Annotated in this window: 12 protein-coding genes, 3 tRNA genes and 1 riboswitch (1 of these 16 cut by a window edge); of the genes, 5 read left to right on the top strand and 10 right to left on the bottom strand. The window is 46.2% G+C overall.

The window, feature by feature from the left end; genetic code table 11:
• From B2739_RS07585 to B2739_RS07595, 3 genes are all read right to left on the bottom strand, one after another.
• Positions 1 to 14, bottom strand: a tRNA-Glu gene (locus B2739_RS07585); it reaches 79 nt to the left of the window's first position.
• A gap of 96 nt (positions 15 to 110) precedes the next feature.
• Positions 111 to 186: transfer RNA gene (locus B2739_RS07590), tRNA-Gly, on the bottom strand.
• Positions 187 to 192: 6 nt separating this feature from the next.
• A tRNA-Glu gene (locus B2739_RS07595) sits at positions 193 to 268 on the bottom strand.
• 301 nt (positions 269 to 569) lie between these two features.
• On the opposite strand from B2739_RS07595, the gene B2739_RS07600 reads away from it, so the two are divergent.
• Positions 570 to 1307: a hypothetical protein gene (locus B2739_RS07600; RefSeq protein WP_331345263.1), complete on the top strand. Its 738-nt coding sequence runs from the start codon at positions 570 to 572 to the stop codon at positions 1305 to 1307.
• Positions 1308 to 1359: 52 nt separating this feature from the next.
• On the opposite strand, the gene B2739_RS07605 is transcribed toward B2739_RS07600, so the two are convergent.
• Together B2739_RS07605 and B2739_RS07610 are read right to left on the bottom strand one after the other, a co-directional pair.
• Positions 1360 to 1632: a helix-turn-helix domain-containing protein gene (locus B2739_RS07605; protein WP_331345264.1), complete on the bottom strand. Its 273-nt coding sequence runs from the start codon at positions 1630 to 1632 to the stop codon at positions 1360 to 1362.
• Between the two features lie 91 nt (positions 1633 to 1723).
• Positions 1724 to 3460, bottom strand: a complete 1737-nt coding sequence (locus B2739_RS07610) for a pentapeptide repeat-containing protein (protein ID WP_331345265.1) — start codon at positions 3458 to 3460, stop codon at positions 1724 to 1726.
• Between the two features lie 288 nt (positions 3461 to 3748).
• On the opposite strand from B2739_RS07610, the gene ettA reads away from it, so the two are divergent.
• Both ettA and nhaD read left to right on the top strand, forming a co-directional pair.
• The gene (gene ettA, locus B2739_RS07615) at positions 3749 to 5413 is read left to right on the top strand and encodes an energy-dependent translational throttle protein EttA (protein WP_331345266.1); all 1665 of its coding nucleotides are present in this window, start codon (positions 3749 to 3751) and stop codon (positions 5411 to 5413) included.
• A 110-nt stretch (positions 5414 to 5523) separates the two neighbouring features.
• Complete coding sequence (gene nhaD, locus B2739_RS07620; protein WP_331345267.1) at positions 5524 to 6978, top strand: sodium:proton antiporter NhaD; 1455 nt, start codon at positions 5524 to 5526, stop codon at positions 6976 to 6978.
• Between the two features lie 48 nt (positions 6979 to 7026).
• On the opposite strand, the gene B2739_RS07625 is transcribed toward nhaD, so the two are convergent.
• The 4 genes from B2739_RS07625 to B2739_RS07640 form a co-directional block, all read right to left on the bottom strand.
• Positions 7027 to 8313: a hypothetical protein gene (locus B2739_RS07625; protein ID WP_331345268.1), complete on the bottom strand. Its 1287-nt coding sequence runs from the start codon at positions 8311 to 8313 to the stop codon at positions 7027 to 7029.
• 110 nt (positions 8314 to 8423) lie between these two features.
• On the bottom strand, positions 8424 to 9902 hold the full coding sequence (locus tag B2739_RS07630; protein ID WP_331345269.1) for a cobyric acid synthase: 1479 nt from the start codon (positions 9900 to 9902) through the stop codon (positions 8424 to 8426).
• A 9-nt stretch (positions 9903 to 9911) separates the two neighbouring features.
• Entirely contained in the window at positions 9912 to 10550 is a 639-nt protein-coding gene (gene cobO / locus B2739_RS07635; protein WP_331345270.1) for a cob(I)yrinic acid a,c-diamide adenosyltransferase, read from the bottom strand.
• 85 nt (positions 10551 to 10635) lie between these two features.
• Positions 10636 to 12621: a TonB-dependent receptor gene (locus B2739_RS07640; RefSeq protein WP_331345271.1), complete on the bottom strand. Its 1986-nt coding sequence runs from the start codon at positions 12619 to 12621 to the stop codon at positions 10636 to 10638.
• Positions 12622 to 12762: 141 nt separating this feature from the next.
• Positions 12763 to 12939: riboswitch (cobalamin riboswitch) on the bottom strand.
• 265 nt (positions 12940 to 13204) lie between these two features.
• Here B2739_RS07640 and B2739_RS07645 point away from each other — a divergent pair.
• Entirely contained in the window at positions 13205 to 15580 is a 2376-nt protein-coding gene (locus B2739_RS07645) for a TonB-dependent receptor (protein ID WP_331345272.1), read from the top strand.
• Between the two features lie 10 nt (positions 15581 to 15590).
• Here the strand turns inward: B2739_RS07645 and B2739_RS07650 are convergent, their stop codons facing one another.
• Positions 15591 to 16550: a transporter substrate-binding domain-containing protein gene (locus tag B2739_RS07650; RefSeq protein ID WP_331345273.1), complete on the bottom strand. Its 960-nt coding sequence runs from the start codon at positions 16548 to 16550 to the stop codon at positions 15591 to 15593.
• Between the two features lie 99 nt (positions 16551 to 16649).
• Between B2739_RS07650 and B2739_RS07655 the strand changes: the two genes are divergently transcribed.
• Positions 16650 to 17501 (top strand): PEP-CTERM/exosortase system-associated acyltransferase, encoded by an 852-nt coding sequence (locus tag B2739_RS07655; RefSeq protein ID WP_331345274.1) that lies wholly within the window; start codon positions 16650 to 16652, stop codon positions 17499 to 17501.
• Positions 17502 to 17513: the final 12 nt, after the last annotated feature.

Genomic DNA, 17513 nt, shown 5'->3' on the forward strand with positions numbered 1-17513 from the left:
TAGACGAAGGGGACATTTTGAAAGCTGTCTAGATGACAACAATAAAACGTACTTCACTAACAGATTAAAACGTATTGCTTACTGCTTTAACCTCTCTTTGAGAGAGAAGTTGGAGCGGGAAACGAGACTCGAACTCGCGACCCTAACCTTGGCAAGGTTATGCTCTACCAACTGAGCTATTCCCGCTAAATGTGGCGTCCCCTAGGGGACTCGAACCCCTGTTACCGCCGTGAAAGGGCGGTGTCCTAGGCCACTAGACGAAGGGGACCCGGACCATCTGGGCATTAACCGTTTTTCAACAAGTGTCTGCGTCAGAAGTGGGGCGCATTCTAGGGATCGCCCCCGTTCGTGTCAACACTTTTACTTCTTTTTTTATCAGAGTGGAAACAAGCACTTAGCGGTTATATAGGCCGCCCAAAACGCAAATTCTTGCGCCAGTTTTTTCAATGCTATACTTATCTGTAACTCTATGCCCAACATTTAACCAATAAGGTTTTAAAAACATCATGTCAGCTTATGTAATAGCCGCAGTATTTCTGCTTCTGATTTTGTTGGCTGGATATCTATTCTTGTCACATTCTATTGAAAAGCGCCGTGCACAACGACAGCGACTTATTACTGCGCTTCGCGCCAGAAGAAATACCTTTCGCGATCTTGCTACCGGATTCCCTGCCGGATTTTTATCGAATGACCTGACCGGTTTACTTTATCGCGCCATGATCGACTGCTGCGAACAGTTGTCGCGCCTGGAACCCAAGGACCCAACTCACGCAGAACAGTTAAGCCTTTATAGTAATTTGCTCGCAGCCCAAAAAGACAATCAATCTACGCAAGGGAGAGTCCGCCTGGACAATCCCCAACAAATCAAAGAAGCGCATCATTTATTACAAGAGCTATACAAATTTGTGCTGCAACAATCAGCAATGCAATTGATCAATCAAGTGCAAACCGATGCCTATACCGACCAAATCAATCGCTTGGTACTGCAGATATCTGTTGATGGTCATGCTTTTAATGCTCGACAAGCTCAGCAAGTGGGCAAAACGCGCCTGGCTATTCACCATTACGGGCTGGCTCGCAAAGCCTTGGCTGCAGAAAATGCCAGTCACGGCTTTGATAAACAGATCGCCCAACTTGACGCAGTCATTGCGAAGCTACAAGAAAAGGCTGATGCCGCACCAGAAGTCACTAATACTGAAAACCCGGCAACGACAACCACAACAAACAATGCAGATACTTCAAGCAAAGAATGGAAACACTTTGACGAAGAAAATGCAAAATGGAAAAAGAAACAGATTTACGATTAAACAAAAAAAGGTAACCAACCAACTTCCTAAAGCAACCAGTTACAAACTGGCGTTAAGGATAATTCAAGACTCTCTTTATCTGTTCGATATTCATAAGCACCCATTCACGATTAACGGCTCCCCAATCAACAACTCGATAAATACCTGCATTATTTTCTAATATAATTGCTAATTCATGGATAGCCGCCAATGTGTCTTGTGCCGTGCGCCGAGGCATTCCCGTTGCGGCAATAATCCGGGGCACACTATTACTGCCCTGCTCTATCAGCCAGGTTACATAAATGCGTCGATAAAAGCTGGTTTTGGTCTTGCTGTACTCTTCCATAGATTAATACCAAATTATAATTTTTCTTTCAGTGCTGCTTGCATAAGGCCGAACTTGTTTCTTTAAAAAAGCCAATCAGAAACAATACGACCTACAACAGTTGCGAGTCTTGTAAATTTTTTGTCGACTCTACCGAAAAGCACTCAATGTATTCGCCCTGCGCTATTTCACCAATAGATTTTTTAAGTGGCACACGACGCGGCGTAAAACTGAATAAATCACTGCGCTCCGCATAGTGACGCACCTTATGGCTCACCAATACCTCACCAGGCTCTGCTGCAGCCTCCATACGTGCAGCCATGCTCACAGCAACACCTTCCAAATCAGGAATATCGGTAACTTCGTTGTGAACAACAACCACTTCACCTAATTCCACACCTATCCGCAATTCAAAACCCGCAGCACGCAGTACATTACGCATCATGCAGGCACACGCCAAACCTGCTGTTGCATTTTTAAACGTGACACGTAACGAATCCCCTTCCATGTTTGGATGGCCTGCCGTCCATTTTTTCAAGATAGGTTTTATCAGCCCACGAAATAGCGATAACTTTTCCGAAAGCTCATCATTCCCCCATTTCGAAAAACCTTTTAGATCCATAAACAAAATAGTTAATTTACGTACCTGATCTTTTTCATAATCAGCAGCCAGCTCAAGTAGCCTGGGCCAAAACTCTTCGCGTATGGCAGCCATTTTTTCTTTTAATTGCAGATGCAGCTGTGTATTGGTGCGTAACATCAACTGCGCCAGTTGGATGCGCTCAGCTTCGGCCTGTAATTGGTTTTTTAACTCGGATGGGTTATGACTTCCAACCTCTTCCACAACAAACTTTACCAAGGCACCGCCCGCCACATCACTGATCGATTTCAAGTGCAATATCGTTCCCCAATGGGATGCAGCCAAATGCTCAATAAAAATAGGTAGTGTCGCCAATTCATGATCGGCAAGGCGATAGGGATAGCGCAACTCAACCGTAATCGATTCAGCAAAAATTCGTTCGAATTCATGCGCTCGATAGATTGTTTTTTCTTTGCCGTTTTTATCCCAATAAGCATATCCACATTGAATGTTTGCAATGCTCCATCCCGCACTGGTAATTTTCCACAATTTGCACCCAGTGATATTGGCTCCTGTGAGTTTAACTTTACCCAAATGTGCGCCGCGTAAATCGGCATCGACTAAATTAGCACCGGTAAAATCAGACTTGTGTATATCCATATGGCTTAAATCAACTCCCTGTAAATTAGCTGACTTAAATACCGCACCAACCAGCAGTGCATCACGTACATTGGCTCCAGACAAATTAACACCACTCAGAATGGCATTGGATAAATCTGCACGCTGTAAATTTACCTCGGCAAGGTTGGAATTACTTAGATCAACGCGTGCCAATTGCTGATTTTCCAAATTACTACCAGCAAGCGATATATCGCGCAAAATTAAGCCGCTAATATCATGTCCGCGAAAATCAATATTTTCCAACCGCGCATTGCGGGTATTGGCAGTGAGCATGTTGGCACGAAACAAAATTGAATGACTTAAATCGCAACTCGTAAGATTTGCTGCAATTAATTTTGCGTGGGATAAATCATTATGCTGAAACTGTGCAGATTGAAGGTTTGCAAGAATTAAATCGGCGTATCTAAAACTGCAATGCGTGATGCGGGAGTTGCGCAGCGATACTTTGGATAAATCATATTCATCAAAATTCATCCCTTCCAATTCAACACCATCAAGGTTGATTTCACCCATCAGTTGGTGTTTTCGCCAATGATTCCAGGATGAAGCCCCCTTTTTTAATTCTTGTAATATTTGCTCTTTGTCCATGTGCGTTTACATCTCATGAGTTTCGGGAGGCGCAGCATATCAACAGCTCCTTCCGCAATAACGGAAGGGATAATAAGCACGCCAGACTTTCGCTATCTTTCCAAACGGGGCTCATTTTATCTGCTGTGTATTTATTAGCCATAATATTCTGCGAATTTTTATTCAGGGCAACACAAAATCGGCAATCCTGCCCCAATGCTTTCACTCGCGGGACGCTTTCTTTATAGTACGTCCGCTGATTTTCACCCTGTTGGCAAATGCCAACCTTTTTTACCGAGGTCTAGCCCCATGGCTCAATACGTATACAGCATGCATCGGCTTGGCAAAGTTGTGCCACCCAAGCGTGAAATTTTAAAGGACATCTCCCTGTCGTTTTTTCCCGGCGCCAAGATTGGTGTGCTCGGTCTGAACGGCTCAGGTAAATCCACCTTGTTGCGCATCATGGCTGGTGTGGATCAGGATTTTAACGGCGAAGCCCGCCCAATGCCGGGTATCAAAATCGGCTACCTGCCGCAGGAACCGCAACTCGACCCTAACAAAGATGTATTAGGCAACGTGCAAGACGGTGTACGCGAAGCCGTGGATGCGCTGGCCGAGCTGGATGCCATCTACGCCGCCTACGCCGAACCCGATGCCGACTTTGACGAGCTGGCCAAGAAACAAGCCAAATGCGAAGACATCATCCAAGCTTGGGACGCCCACAACCTGCAGCACACCTTGGAAGTTGCCGCCGACGCCCTGCGCCTGCCGCCATGGGATGCCGACGTAACCAAACTCTCCGGTGGTGAGCGCCGCCGTGTGGCGCTGTGCCGCCTGCTCTTGTCCCGCCCCGATATGTTGTTGCTGGACGAACCTACTAACCACCTTGATGCGGAATCGGTTTACTGGCTGGAGCAGTTCCTCCACAACTTCAGCGGTACCGTGGTGGCGATTACCCACGACCGCTACTTCCTCGATAACGCCGCCGGCTGGATTCTGGAGCTCGACCGCGGCCACGGCATCCCCTACGAGGGTAACTACACCAGCTGGCTGGAACAAAAAGATGCCCGTTTGGAGCAGGAGCAGCGCGCTGAAGCTGCACACCAAAAAGCGCTGAAAACCGAATTGGAGTGGGTGCGCCAAAACCCCAAAGGCCGCCAAGCCAAGAGCAAGGCGCGTCTGGCCCGCTTTGATGAACTGCAATCGCAAGAATTCCAGGCGCGCAACGAGACTAACGAGATCTACATTCCGCCGGGTGAGCGTTTGGGCGATAAAGTCATCGTGTTGGAGAACGTCAGCAAGGGCTACGGCGACCGCCTGTTAATCGACAACCTGTCGCTGAGCATTCCTAAAGGCGCGGTAGTAGGTATTGTCGGTGGTAACGGTGCGGGTAAATCCACCCTCTTCCGTATGATCGCTGGCACTGAGAAACCTGACAGCGGTACTGTGACGATTGGTGACACAGTAAAAGTCGCTTACGTTGAGCAAAGCCGCGAAAATCTGGACGATAAAAAGTCCGTATGGGAAGCGGTATCCGATGGCTTGGACATTTTGAAAATCGGCAACTACGAAGTGAACTCCCGTTCCTACGTCGGCCGTTTTAACTTCAAAGGTTCTGACCAACAAAAACGTGTGGGCGAACTCTCCGGCGGTGAGCGTGGCCGTTTGCATTTGGCCAACACCTTGAAACAAGGCGCAAACGTACTCTTGCTCGACGAACCTTCAAACGACCTGGACATCGAAACCCTGCGCGCCTTGGAAGATGCGATCCTCGCTTTCCCGGGTTGCGTACTGGTGATCTCGCACGACCGCTGGTTCCTCGACCGTATTGCAACCCACATCCTCGCCTACGAAGGCGATTCCGATATTGTTTTCTTTGAAGGCAACTACACGGAATATCACGAGGATTTCGTCAAACGTAAGGGGCATGATTCACAGCCGAAGCGGATGAAATACAAACCGCTCAAGGCGTAAAAAGATCGAAAAAGGCAGCTCACACGAGCTGCCTTTTTTGTTTCCGGGGATCACAATAACCACACTACTGCTTATAAAAAACGATAAAGAACCTGTTCATAGGAGAACCCATGCTACATAAAATCCTGACGCTCCTTTCACCGCTCCTGCTTCTACTAATAGGCCCCAACGCCTATGCAGCTGATGGAGCCAACCTTGACTTAACCCAAACAACTGCAGGTTGGTTTTGCGTAGGCTTATTTGTCATTGCTTATGCGTTTGTGATGCTCGAAGAAAAATTGCATTTACGTAAATCCAAACCAGTACTCGCGGCTGCCGGTATTATCTGGGTCATTATCGGTTGGATTTACACACAACATGAACAATCTGCCTTAGCAGAGCAGGCCTTCCGTCACACGTTGCTTGAATTTGCGGAGTTGATGTTATTCCTGTTAGTTGCCATGACGTACATCAACGCCATGGATGAGCGCGGGCTGTTCAATGCATTGCGCGGCTGGCTGATAAAAAAAGGGTTTAGCTATCGTCAATTATTTTGGATTACGGGATTGATGGCTTTTTTTATCTCACCGATTGCCGACAATCTCACCACAGCATTGCTGATGTGCGCCGTGGTATTAAAAATTGCCGAAAATGAAAAAGCGTTTATCAATATGTGTTGCGTTAACATTATTGTAGCGGCTAACGCTGGCGGCGCATTTAGCCCCTTTGGTGACATTACCACCCTAATGGTCTGGCAAGCTGGAAAAGTGGATTTTTTTACTTTCTTCCATTTATTCCTACCATCGCTTACTAATTTCCTTGTGCCCGCAGCCATCATGAGCTTTTTTATTCAAAACAAAATTGCGCAAAAAGACGAGGAAGATTTATTTCTGGAAACACTCACCTATAAAGAAGGTGCATTCCCTATTCTGCTTTTGTTTTTGGCTACCATCGCCAGTGCGGTACTCGGACATGTGCTCATTCACATGCCGCCAGTATTGGGTATGATGCTGGGGCTGGCGTATTTAAAAATATACGGATTCTATTTACGTAAAAAAGGCATTGTCGATCTTAAAAAAGTAGAAGCAGTACAATCCGATTTTATGCCGGACAAAAATGAAAATCCGGTCACTAAAGTTCCCCTGCCTTTTGATGTCTTCCAGCCTTTAGCGCGCCTGGAGTGGGACACCTTGCTCTTTTTCTACGGGGTTATTATGTGTGTAGGAGGGCTTGGTTTTATGGGCTATCTGACACTCATGTCTGAATCACTTTATGGCAATTTTAGTGAAACAGTTTCCAACATAAGTTTGGGGTTGGTTTCTGCCGTTATCGACAATATTCCTGTGATGTATGCAGTGCTCACTATGGCACCGGATTTCTCGCATGGTCAATGGCTGTTAATTACCCTGACGACCGGCGTTGGTGGCAGTATGCTATCCATTGGTTCAGCCGCAGGTGTTGCACTGATGGGGCAGGCTCGTGGTTACTATACCTTTCTGGGGCACTTGAAATGGACACCGGTAGTTGCGCTGGGCTATTTCGCAAGTGTGTATGTTCACCTTTGGTTGAATCACTCACTTTTTTAAAATGATCAACCAACAACTTAAACGCGATTAATAACGCAGGCGCAGATACTACTGCGCCTGCGACAATACTTTTTCAATATCTACGCCAAATACCATCACCCCCAAGGGTTCAGATTTTTGCCCATTTGATTCGTTACTGATTGGCTCTGCGGAAGCGCCACTAAATAACGGAACGCTTAAATGTAACTGAAAGCGCTTGGTTGATTCATCGTAATTGATTGCGCCGAAATGCAAGGTATTCGCTGGTTTAGCAAATACTGTTGTGAATTTTTCTTCATCACCTTGCCAATAGTCTGACGTCATATCGCTGATGGCAACATTAATACCGCGTTCATCAGTCACTATAATTTCCGTAATCATATCTTGCGATTGTTTTTTGATTTCACGTAATTGTGCCGACAACTCCTGATCAACCAAATCCAGCGAATAAGAAAAATCGCCTTGCAAAAAGGTTTTTGTCCATTTTTTATCGCGCTCAATAATATCCTGTTTACTTAAAGAGCGATTTTTTACATTGTGACTTTTAAGTATCGATTCCAGTTTTGGCAGACGTTTCCAACGTTCAATTTTACGGATAAGCAAGTCCTTGATAAGTTGCTGTTCGTAGTCCGTCACTGCAAACTGGGCTGTCGCACAACCGGTTATGTGCTGATTAAATTGCACAAGAAAATCCGGGTTCTGATTTAAAAACTGCTCATTAAAATAAACGCCCAAAGGAACATAACGGAAAAAACGCGATTGGAAATGATCAGGATCTACTTTCAATTCTTTGGCAGCATGCAAAAAATTTTCCCGATCTGCCAGTATTACGTCGATACGTTTTCCCTGTAATAACCTGATCAACTGCGGCAAATTATTCGCGCTCATATCAACAGGATAACCCGCCTCTGCCAACCAGGTTTCCTGTTGGCTACCCAAAATCGACCCCAACTTATAACCTTCACGCCAGGATTCAGGCGCAATAGTGTCTGCGCGCCAGAACCAATACCAATTTTCCAGCACCATAGGAGCAGACAAGACCGCGTAAGGGTCAATTTGGCGCATAGGGATTGCGGTAAAAAAACCGTCGATGCGATTACTTTTAACATCTTGATAGGCGCGCCGCCAGGGAATCACTTGCACGCTGTAGTCACGCGTCATTTGCTTAAAAATACATTGCAAATGCGGAAGCAATGTTTGTTCGCTACCCACGGGCAAATCCGAGGTAAATGATGACGATATATTAGTAGCAAGATTGACTACATGAGGCTGATGGGATAACACCCCATCATCTGACTGGGCCACAGACTCCACAGCAAGGACGGCTGATAATAATGTTATTAAAACTACTCGCATAACAGCGCTCCTTAACGCTTGCCAATAAACCCTACAAACCTCTGAAAGTATAATCGTTAAAACTTTTCCTGCCGGGCTATCTATCGGGCTATAAGTACATAGTTGAGTGTTTAACGGCACAAATCCGATAAAAAATCAGGTCGCAAGACTTGCTCTACGCCCAGGGCAAGTTGCTCGATAGATTCTTCACGCAAACTATCGATCGATAGTTTGATAGGCTCACCGCTATCAGTCACTAACCCCGCCCATTCCAACAACAGCGCAAGCGCATCCGGCTGATCAAAAATACCGTGAACATAAGTTCCTAATATTTTTCCATCATCACTGATCGCACCCTCTGCCATCAGGGTTTCATGCCGATACAAATATCCTGCTGGTTGCTGTAATGCAGCACCCTCACTGACACCACAATGAATTTCATATCCACATATTGGGGTCTGCTTATCCCATAAATAACCATGACATTGATGTAGCTGCTTGAAGGGTTCCAATTGTGTCGTCATTGCAAAGTAGCCCAATCCGACAGAGCTTCCCGCTACGGACTCAATTCCCAATGGATCATGAATATAAGAGCCAAGCATTTGAAATCCACCGCATATTCCTATGAGTTTTCCACCATAACGCAAATGGTTTTTTATTTGCGGCTCCCATAATTGGTCTCGCAAAAATTGTAAATCCGCACGCACGTTTTTACTGCCGGGGATAATCAACAAATCACAGGGGGGAATTTTTTGCTTTGGCCCCACCCAAGAAAAATCGATTTGGGGATGCAAACGCAAACTGTCAAAGTCTGTGTGATTGGAAATACGGGGCAACGCCAATACCGCTACACGCAATGCTGCATTTGGTTTGCGTGAATGTTGTGTCAGCGCATCTTCCGCATCCAAATACAAGCCTTGAAAATAAGGGATCACACCCAGCACCGGTTTTCCGGTTTTTTGTTCCAACCAATCAAGGCCTGATTGCAATAATCCCATATCGCCACGAAAACGATTGATAACAAAACCGATGATGCGGGCACGCTCTGATTCACTTAATAATTCGAGGGTGCCAACCAAATGCGCGAATACACCACCACGATCGATATCGGCAATTAAAATAACCGGGCAATCCGCTGCTTCGGCAAAACCCATATTGGCAATATCGCGATCACGCAAATTAATTTCTGCGGGGCTCCCTGCACCTTCTACAACAATAACATCGTATTGTGCTTGCAGCCGCTGATAGGAATCCAATACAAATTCCATCGCCCTGGTTTTGTAATCATGATAAACCGCCGCATCCATATCGGTAATCGCTTTTCCCTGCACAATGATTTGCGCTTTAGTATCGCTGGTTGGTTTAATCAGAATGGGATTCATATCGGTATGCGGCTGTAAACCCGCCGCTTGTGCCTGTAACGCTTGCGCGCGGCCAACTTCCCCACCATCAATCGTCACCGCCGAATTCAACGCCATGTTTTGCGGCTTGAATGGAGCCACTGATACACCACGCTTTTTCAGGATGCGACACAGTGCCGCAACCAGCGTAGATTTACCCGCGTCGGACGTGGTGCCCTGCACCATTAGGGTTTTGGATTTTTTAGGCATGTTGCAACATTACCACTCAATACCCTTTTGTGCTTTTACACCGGCATTAAAAGCATGCTTGACTGACTTTACCTCACTGAAAGTATCGGCCAAATCTTCCAGATATTTTTTTGCACCTCGCCCGGTAATAATCACGTTTTGGTTGCGTGGGCGATTTTGTATTGCCTCAATCACTTTATCTTTATCGAGATATTTAAAATTCAACATATAGGTCAATTCATCCAACAACACCAAATGAATTTCAGGATCGCGAAACACATGTTCACACTCTGCCCATACTTTTTCAGCTGCTGCTTTATCCTGCTCGGCATTCTGGGTTTCCCAGGTAAAACCAGTGCCCATCACAAAATATTCAAGCTTGGGCGACTCACCACGAAAAATACTTTCCGTTAAAAAGTTTTTTTCACCGCACTCCCAGGTACCTTTAATGAATTGCACGATAGCAACTTTGTAACCATGCCCGAGACAGCGCAGTGCAGTACCAAAACCCGATGAGCTTTTACCTTTTCCATCGCCAGTTAGTACGATGACAACGCCGCGCTCTTCGTCGGCGCGTGCAATCGCAGCATCAACAATTTCTTTGCGTTGTTGCATGCGTTCTTTATGACGCTGGGCTTTATCACTATTGTCATTTGCATCATGGACCATGGAAACCTCCATCAATCAAAAAAGAAAAATGCCTTCAAGTAGCACTTGAAGGCATCACGTTAACAAGTAAACAGATTAATTGCCATTAGAAGCGATAACTAATGCTTGCCTCGTAGTTACGCTCTGGCTGTGGATATTGCCCCCATACGGAATGCAAACCCGCATAGAGTTCATTGGTAATATTATTGATACGGGCACCGAACTCCCATTGATCATATTGATAATTAATGGCCGTATTGAATACCACCAATGCGTCCAATCGCGGTGCGCTGTTAGCTTCATCATTTGCTCTGTAACGCGAACCGGTGTAAATACTTTCCACGGTGAGGTTTAACGAATCAATCGGCGTAAATACCACCGCTGCACTACCGGTATGCTCCGCAACAAACGGGACCTCTTTACCATCAAAAAGACCATCAACTACTTCTGCATCGGTAAAGGTATAGTTGAAGCGCAAAAACAACTCTTTGCTGATCGCAGAGTTTACATCCAGCATAAAACCTTTACGCTCTGAATCCGGCAAATTGATATTGGCACCATTGTAAAATTTATTGTTTGCAACAGTGCTATCGTAAACAATTTCATCGTTCAAGGTCATGCTGTAAAGCGAGTAGCTGACACTGGCAGCAGCGGACTGCCACTGGGTGCCTATTTCAAATGATTCGCCGGTTTGCGGCTGCAAAAAAACAACATCTTTCGCAACCAAACCATTTTCATCTGCATTGGCAAAACGGAAGCTTTCCGAAAAGCGGCCAAATGCTCGCCAGGCATCCGTCAATTGATAGCTCAAGCCAAACTCACTTGCAGTCAAGTCATCTTCTTGTTTCAAGACTTCAACCGCGCCCTGATTTTCATCTTGCACTTCTGACTGACGCGCGCCCAGAGTCGCCGTCAATTTGGGCAGCAATGGATAAACCAATTGCGCGTAATAACTATGTTGTTGCTGGCGGGAGTTGACCGGAGCCCATAGATTATTACTCTCATATTCGCTATCCAGATGATCATATCCCAAGGTCGCTATCGCAGTGCCATTCGCAGTTGCATATTCACCAATCAAACGCGGGGTGAAACTTTTAACACGCACAGAATATTCTGTTGGATCCGGTGTATTGCCACCCCAATAATCATCGTAAAAATGAACACCCTCTTCATTGCGATCAGAATACTCAGCTTGCAACTGCCAGTGCTCTGAAAAATCAACGCCTCCACCAACGCGCCAGTTATCAGTGTCTTGATTGCTGTAATCATTAGGTGAATCTGTGTGACGGCGATCAACGGCGGCTTGCATGTCGCTGATAGTGCCGGGCAAGCGCAACTCATCTTTTACTTGCTGTCCATCGATAAAAATAAAACCGTATTTCGCATCGTAGCGAACACTTGCCATCACATTTTCGTAGGCAGACTGGTTGTTGTCGCGATAATTATCAACATTGCGTTTTTGTGCAGTCAGGTTATAGCTAAAACCATTTTCAAAACCCTGACTAACGCGCGCGCTGTAATCTTCCAGATTATCCGAACCCGTTGCAGCACTGAGTGCCCCATCCGTTTCACCGGCTGCAGCACGCTTGGTAATGATGTTGATAACACCACCAACTGCTTGATCGCCATAAAGCACACCGGCACTGCCCTGCACAATTTCAATTCGCTCAACATCTTTCAACGCAACCGTATTTAACGCGGGAGCAGCAAGCGATGGATTATTGAGTTTACGGCCATCTACCAACACCAACACATTGTTGGCACCCGACAAACCACGCATGGATACAGTTACGTTACGCGCACCACTGCCATCGGAATCGGTTAATTGGATACCCGCCTGGGTGCGCAGCACTTCTGATAACAACTTCGCACCACTGATACGAATTTCTTCATCGGTAATGATCTTGATTTGTGTTGCCACCGGCATTTGCGCCGTTTCACTGCGCGTTGCACTGACGTAAACAGTTTCCAGTTTTTTAGTGCTGGTTTGATCGTCGGCTTTTTTGTCTGCTGCAAATACCTGCGCAGAACTCACAGCAACAATAGCAGCGCTCAAATGCGTGAGTGTGAAGAGAGTGGTTTTAGAAAGCATGAGATTCCTCAATCCTGAATTAGGGATGAGGGAGGGAAAGCGGAAAAAGATGCAACGGGCATAGCCCGTAAAAATACACAGATTTCCACCGATGTAGCCCTCCGCGACATCGTGAACAAATAAGAGCATGGCTCTGGTATTGAGGCTGGTATCGGACTCATCGATGCAGATATACATCATCGATTTACCGTTGCGGGGGCAGTGCCGGGATTGCTTGTCTTTATTCATCATTGAATGAATGGACAGGCGCACCGGCTTCCCATTGACTCTGATCCCGGCTACATCCCGCTCAAAGAATGATCACCCATCAGACACCTCGGCGCGCAAGGTACGGGGTTAGGCAAAGTGAGTCAAGCGATCATTCATCGCCACCTTGCGCTCGCGGGAATGGCTGTCACACACAGAAATTCCCGTTTCATCCTTGCCCCCAATTTACGACAAAGACGGGTTGCTTCTCTAAAAGACGGATTGTTTCTCTAAAGGACAGGTTGCCCTGTAAATTGTTATAATATAACATTGCTAAAAATTACGGTGCCTGCAGGCGCAATCCTCTTGATTTAGCAGTTTGATACGGAGTGAATAGATGAAAAAGTCGTTGTTATTTATGGCGATAGTTGCCGCCAGCCAATCTGCCCTGGCACAAGTGCAGGGCATAGTGCGCGATGACATGGGGCAGCCAATCGCCAATGCAACACTCGAAGTCGTCGGTGCCAACCTGCGCATTCAAGCCAATGAAAAAGGCCAATTCACTGTTCCCGCCCAACCCGGCAAGGAAGTTGAGCTGCATGTAAAAGCACCATCGTTTATGCACAAAACCTTTCATGTCACCCAAGGTTCGCAACAAACCGAATTGGTATTGGGTAACACCGCAATCGAAGTGGTGAACGTGATTGGCCTGCCCTGGCATGCATCCAATATGGAATCTGCCCAACCCGTGAATGTGTTAAGCGGTGAACGGCTGCGCGATCGCCAGGCATCCACACTGGGTGAAACACTCAAACATGAGGTCGGCGTGCACTCCAGCTATTACGGCCCTGTGGCAAGCAGCCCAATCATCCGCGGCTTGGAAGGCCCGCGTGTACTCATCACCCAAAACGGTTTGGATGCGGGCGATGCATCGCGCATTGGCCCAGACCATGCCGTGGCGACAGAAGCTTCTACTGCGCGTCAAATTGAAATCCTGCGCGGCCCTGCCACCTTGTTTTATGGCAGCGGGGCGATTGGCGGTGTGGTGAATATTGTCGATGACCGCGTACCACAGGGTTTGGATACTTACGGCGAATGGCGGCTTGAACGCGATTCGGTTGCCAATGACAAACTAGTATCCGCGAGCGGCAATTCCGGAGTAGGCAATGTTGGCGTGCACCTCGATGGTTTTTGGCGCAAAGCGAACGATTACAAAATTCCCGGCGCGGCAGAAATCGAAACCCATGAAGAACACGAAGAAGAAAATCACGCAGAGCACAATGAAGATCGTTTAGCCAACTCATCAACGGAAGCGAAAGGTTTTAACCTCGGCACCAGCTACATTATGGATGAGGGTTTTGTTGGTATTTCCTACGGGCATCTTGAACGCCAATACGGTATTCCTGGCCACAACCACGGCGATGAAGCGCTGGATGTCTATGCCGACCTTAAACAAGACCGCGTGCAATTACTGAGCGAACTTTCACTCGATCACGATTGGTTTAGCGCAGTGAATTCCCGTTTTGGTTTTACTGATTACGAGCACAGTGAAATCGAAAATGGCGAAGTGGGCACCACTTTCAAAAATGAAAGCCAGGAAGCGCGCCTTGATTTATTCCATCATCCGATTGCCGACTGGCGCGGAGCATTAAGCTTTCATTTTAAAAATACCGATTTTGAAGCCATCGGCGCTGAAGCATTTACACCTCCAAGCTCAACCCACAGTCTGGCAATTGCATTAATGGAAGAACGCCATTTTGGCGACGTGTTGGTGCAATTAGGTGCACGTATTGAACAGGTGAAAATCAGTGCCGATAATTTTCAAGTTGACTTCAATGAGCATAATCACGATGAAACAGAATCTCATGCGCAAGAACACTTGCGTGTATTTTCCATTGATAACGAATCAACTCCATTTAGTGCATCCGCTGGACTGGTATGGGATTTCACACCCGGCTATAACATCGGCCTCTCTTACACCCATGCGGAAAGAACGCCATCAGCCGCTGAATTATTATCCTTTGGACCGCATATAGGCTCAGGCTTATATGAAGTTGGTGCACTGTTGCAATTAATAGAAGACGATGACGGCGATTTCCATTTTGATCTGGCGCGCAACGAAGTAAAACCGGAAACATCCAACAACATAGATATCTCATTGAGAAAATTTGAAGGCGATGTTGGCTTCATCCTGAACGCGTTTTACAACCGCATTGATGATTACTACTATCTGACCGACACAGGTTTAACACACGAAAGTGAACACGCGCATGATCACGCTGAAGACGCCGGCGAAGAGGATCACGATCATGAAAGTGAATTACCTGTTTTTATTTATCGAGCACAAGATGCAGAACTGTATGGCTTTGAAGGTGAAGTGCTATGGCAGTTCACGCCTGCGGTAAAATTAAGCCTCACCAGTGATTACATTCGCGCAACACTTAAAGATTCGTTAGAGAGCAGTAGCGATCTGCCGCGCATTCCGCCCCTGCGCGTTGGCGCCAGAGCTGAATACGAGTTAGGTAAATGGCGCGCAGAAATTAGCGGCCAACATTATTTTGAACAGAACAATGTTGCCGCACTGGAAACCGCATCCAATGCTTACACACTGATTGATACGCAAATCAGTTACAGCATCAGTGACAACCTGAAAATTTATCTAAAAGGCAACAACCTGACAGACGAATATGCGCGCGTGCATGCATCTTTCCTGAAAGACAAAGCGCCCTTACCTGCGCGCAGTTATGCACTGGGCATCAGCGGCAATTTTTAATATTCATTAATCAAAGGGAATGATGATGGGATGAAGCTGGCAAGGGTTGCAGCTCAATCAATCGCCGTTGAGAATTTTGCAATTGCTCGATCCCCCATTGATAGCGGGGGATCGAGTTAAACAACGCATCAAAGCTGCCATCCTTCTGGGCAATAATCAAACCTTCTGATAATCGCTGTGCCAGTTTTTTATTATTCTGGTTAACAAAAAAATACACAGGGTTGGGATAACTTAACATCAACTCCTGTTCAATTTTTAATTCAAGTTCCGGATAAAAATTTACTTCCGATTGAATCTGATACAGGCCTCGAGAAAAGTAATCAAACCGCTTGGCAGCCAGCATTTTGAATAATTTTTCATAACCGACAGCCAATACCAGAGGCAAACGGTTGTGTTGCATGATGGCGGCATCTGTCCATTGTGCACCTATGCCCCCCTTTAGTTTGCGCAAGTCATCAAGTGATTTAACGGCTGAAAACCGGGGCTGATCATCCTTTCGAATAAGCAGCACGCGATAATTATTAAGTTCTTTCAATAAGGAAATTCGCACCGGCAGTAGTTGCTGTTCAAATTCCATACTGGTAGGAGACCAAAGAACATCTACAGCTCCATGAGCCAACCCCGCACGCAAGCGCTTATCTTCTAACCGATAGGGAAGCATCCTTATCTGTGCCTTGCCCCATTTGTCTGCCGTTTTATCCAACGTCAATTGCAGCAAACGATAAAAATAATAATCTTCGTTTTTAATATCTGAAATAAGGGATTGACGGATCACTATTTCATGAGCCGCATTTACATTCGCCTGAGCCAGACCAACACCGCTGTAGAGCAACAGGTAAATGCCGATACAACACAGTAGCTGATGCACAGGTTTTGACATAACTATCCCTAAATTTATGTATGAGTGCTGAAGGATAAGTATAGTTCTACAACCCATAAAACCAATCCGCACGGTAAAAATAAATTGCATATCCAACAACAGCAATAGATTAAATTATTTATGCCCAAAACACTGGGGAAGAACTAGACTACACGATGGGCCATTTGGAGATTCACACAAGGATTTTTCATGACGCAACAAACCAAACCCTCATCCCTAACACTGAACTCTGCCAAAATGCGCAGCAGCGATCGCTCGTCAACCCCGGCTACCCCGACTATCCACCAAAGTGCAGCCTCACTTGCCAGCGACCAGGCCACACTTATTGCACAGCATTTTTCTCATTATTTAGTCCCCGGTATCGCAGACTCAGAGTCACTCAAACAACAAGTTTATGCACTGCGCCATAAGGTCTATTGTGAAGAGTTGCATTTTGAAGAAACCAATTCACAGCAAATAGAGCAGGATTTTTTTGATAATCGCTCCCTGCATTGTTTCATTCGTCACTTAAGTTCCAATGCCATGGCGGGCACCTTACGGGTTATTACCAGTAACAATGCACAAGAGCTGCTTCCTATCGAAGCTTACTGTGCCCATGCCATGACACACACAAGTTTAACGCCGCGCAATTTCTTGCCACACCACATCTGCGAAATATCGCGTCTTGCTGTACCTGCTGCGTTTCGTAAACGCCAAACAGACCAGATTGAAGGAAGTGCAACCGGGGTTATTAACGAACACACATTTTCCACGCAAGAATTGCGCTTCTTTCCGTATATCGCCATCAGTTTATATTTATCGGCAATTGCTATTTGTTACAAAAGCAGACGCTACCATGTATTTGTGATGATGGAGCCCAGGCTTGCACGCAGCTTGGGCTTTGTAGGAATTCACTTTACCTCAATAGGCCCCACCGTGGAGTATCACGGTAAACGTGCGGCCTACTACGTGGATGTGCGCCAAGTGCGAAAAACACTGAGCGCAGGCTATAAACAGCTATTACACGTAATTGAACAGGAATTATTTTCACGAAAAAACTAATCCTGCCCAACT

Source organism: Cellvibrio sp. UBA7661, assembly GCA_002483365.1.
Classification (GTDB): domain Bacteria; phylum Pseudomonadota; class Gammaproteobacteria; order Pseudomonadales; family Cellvibrionaceae; genus Cellvibrio.

What these genes read in the sequence shown, in the direction of transcription:
- B2739_RS07640 (WP_331345271.1), bottom strand. Translation starts at nt 12,621, where the DNA reads ATGCTTTCTAAAACCACTCTCTTCACACTCACGCATTTGAGCGCTGCT.
- B2739_RS07605 (WP_331345264.1), bottom strand. Translation starts at nt 1,632, where the DNA reads ATGGAAGAGTACAGCAAGACCAAAACCAGCTTTTATCGACGCATTTAT.
- B2739_RS07610 (WP_331345265.1), bottom strand. Translation starts at nt 3,460, where the DNA reads ATGGACAAAGAGCAAATATTACAAGAATTAAAAAAGGGGGCTTCATCC.
- ettA (WP_331345266.1), top strand. Translation starts at nt 3,749, where the DNA reads ATGGCTCAATACGTATACAGCATGCATCGGCTTGGCAAAGTTGTGCCA.
- cobO (WP_331345270.1), bottom strand. Translation starts at nt 10,550, where the DNA reads ATGGTCCATGATGCAAATGACAATAGTGATAAAGCCCAGCGTCATAAA.
- B2739_RS07625 (WP_331345268.1), bottom strand. Translation starts at nt 8,313, where the DNA reads ATGCGAGTAGTTTTAATAACATTATTATCAGCCGTCCTTGCTGTGGAG.
- B2739_RS07645 (WP_331345272.1), top strand. Translation starts at nt 13,205, where the DNA reads ATGAAAAAGTCGTTGTTATTTATGGCGATAGTTGCCGCCAGCCAATCT.
- nhaD (WP_331345267.1), top strand. Translation starts at nt 5,524, where the DNA reads ATGCTACATAAAATCCTGACGCTCCTTTCACCGCTCCTGCTTCTACTA.
- B2739_RS07650 (WP_331345273.1), bottom strand. Translation starts at nt 16,550, where the DNA reads ATGCAATTTATTTTTACCGTGCGGATTGGTTTTATGGGTTGTAGAACT.
- B2739_RS07655 (WP_331345274.1), top strand. Translation starts at nt 16,650, where the DNA reads ATGACGCAACAAACCAAACCCTCATCCCTAACACTGAACTCTGCCAAA.
- B2739_RS07630 (WP_331345269.1), bottom strand. Translation starts at nt 9,902, where the DNA reads ATGCCTAAAAAATCCAAAACCCTAATGGTGCAGGGCACCACGTCCGAC.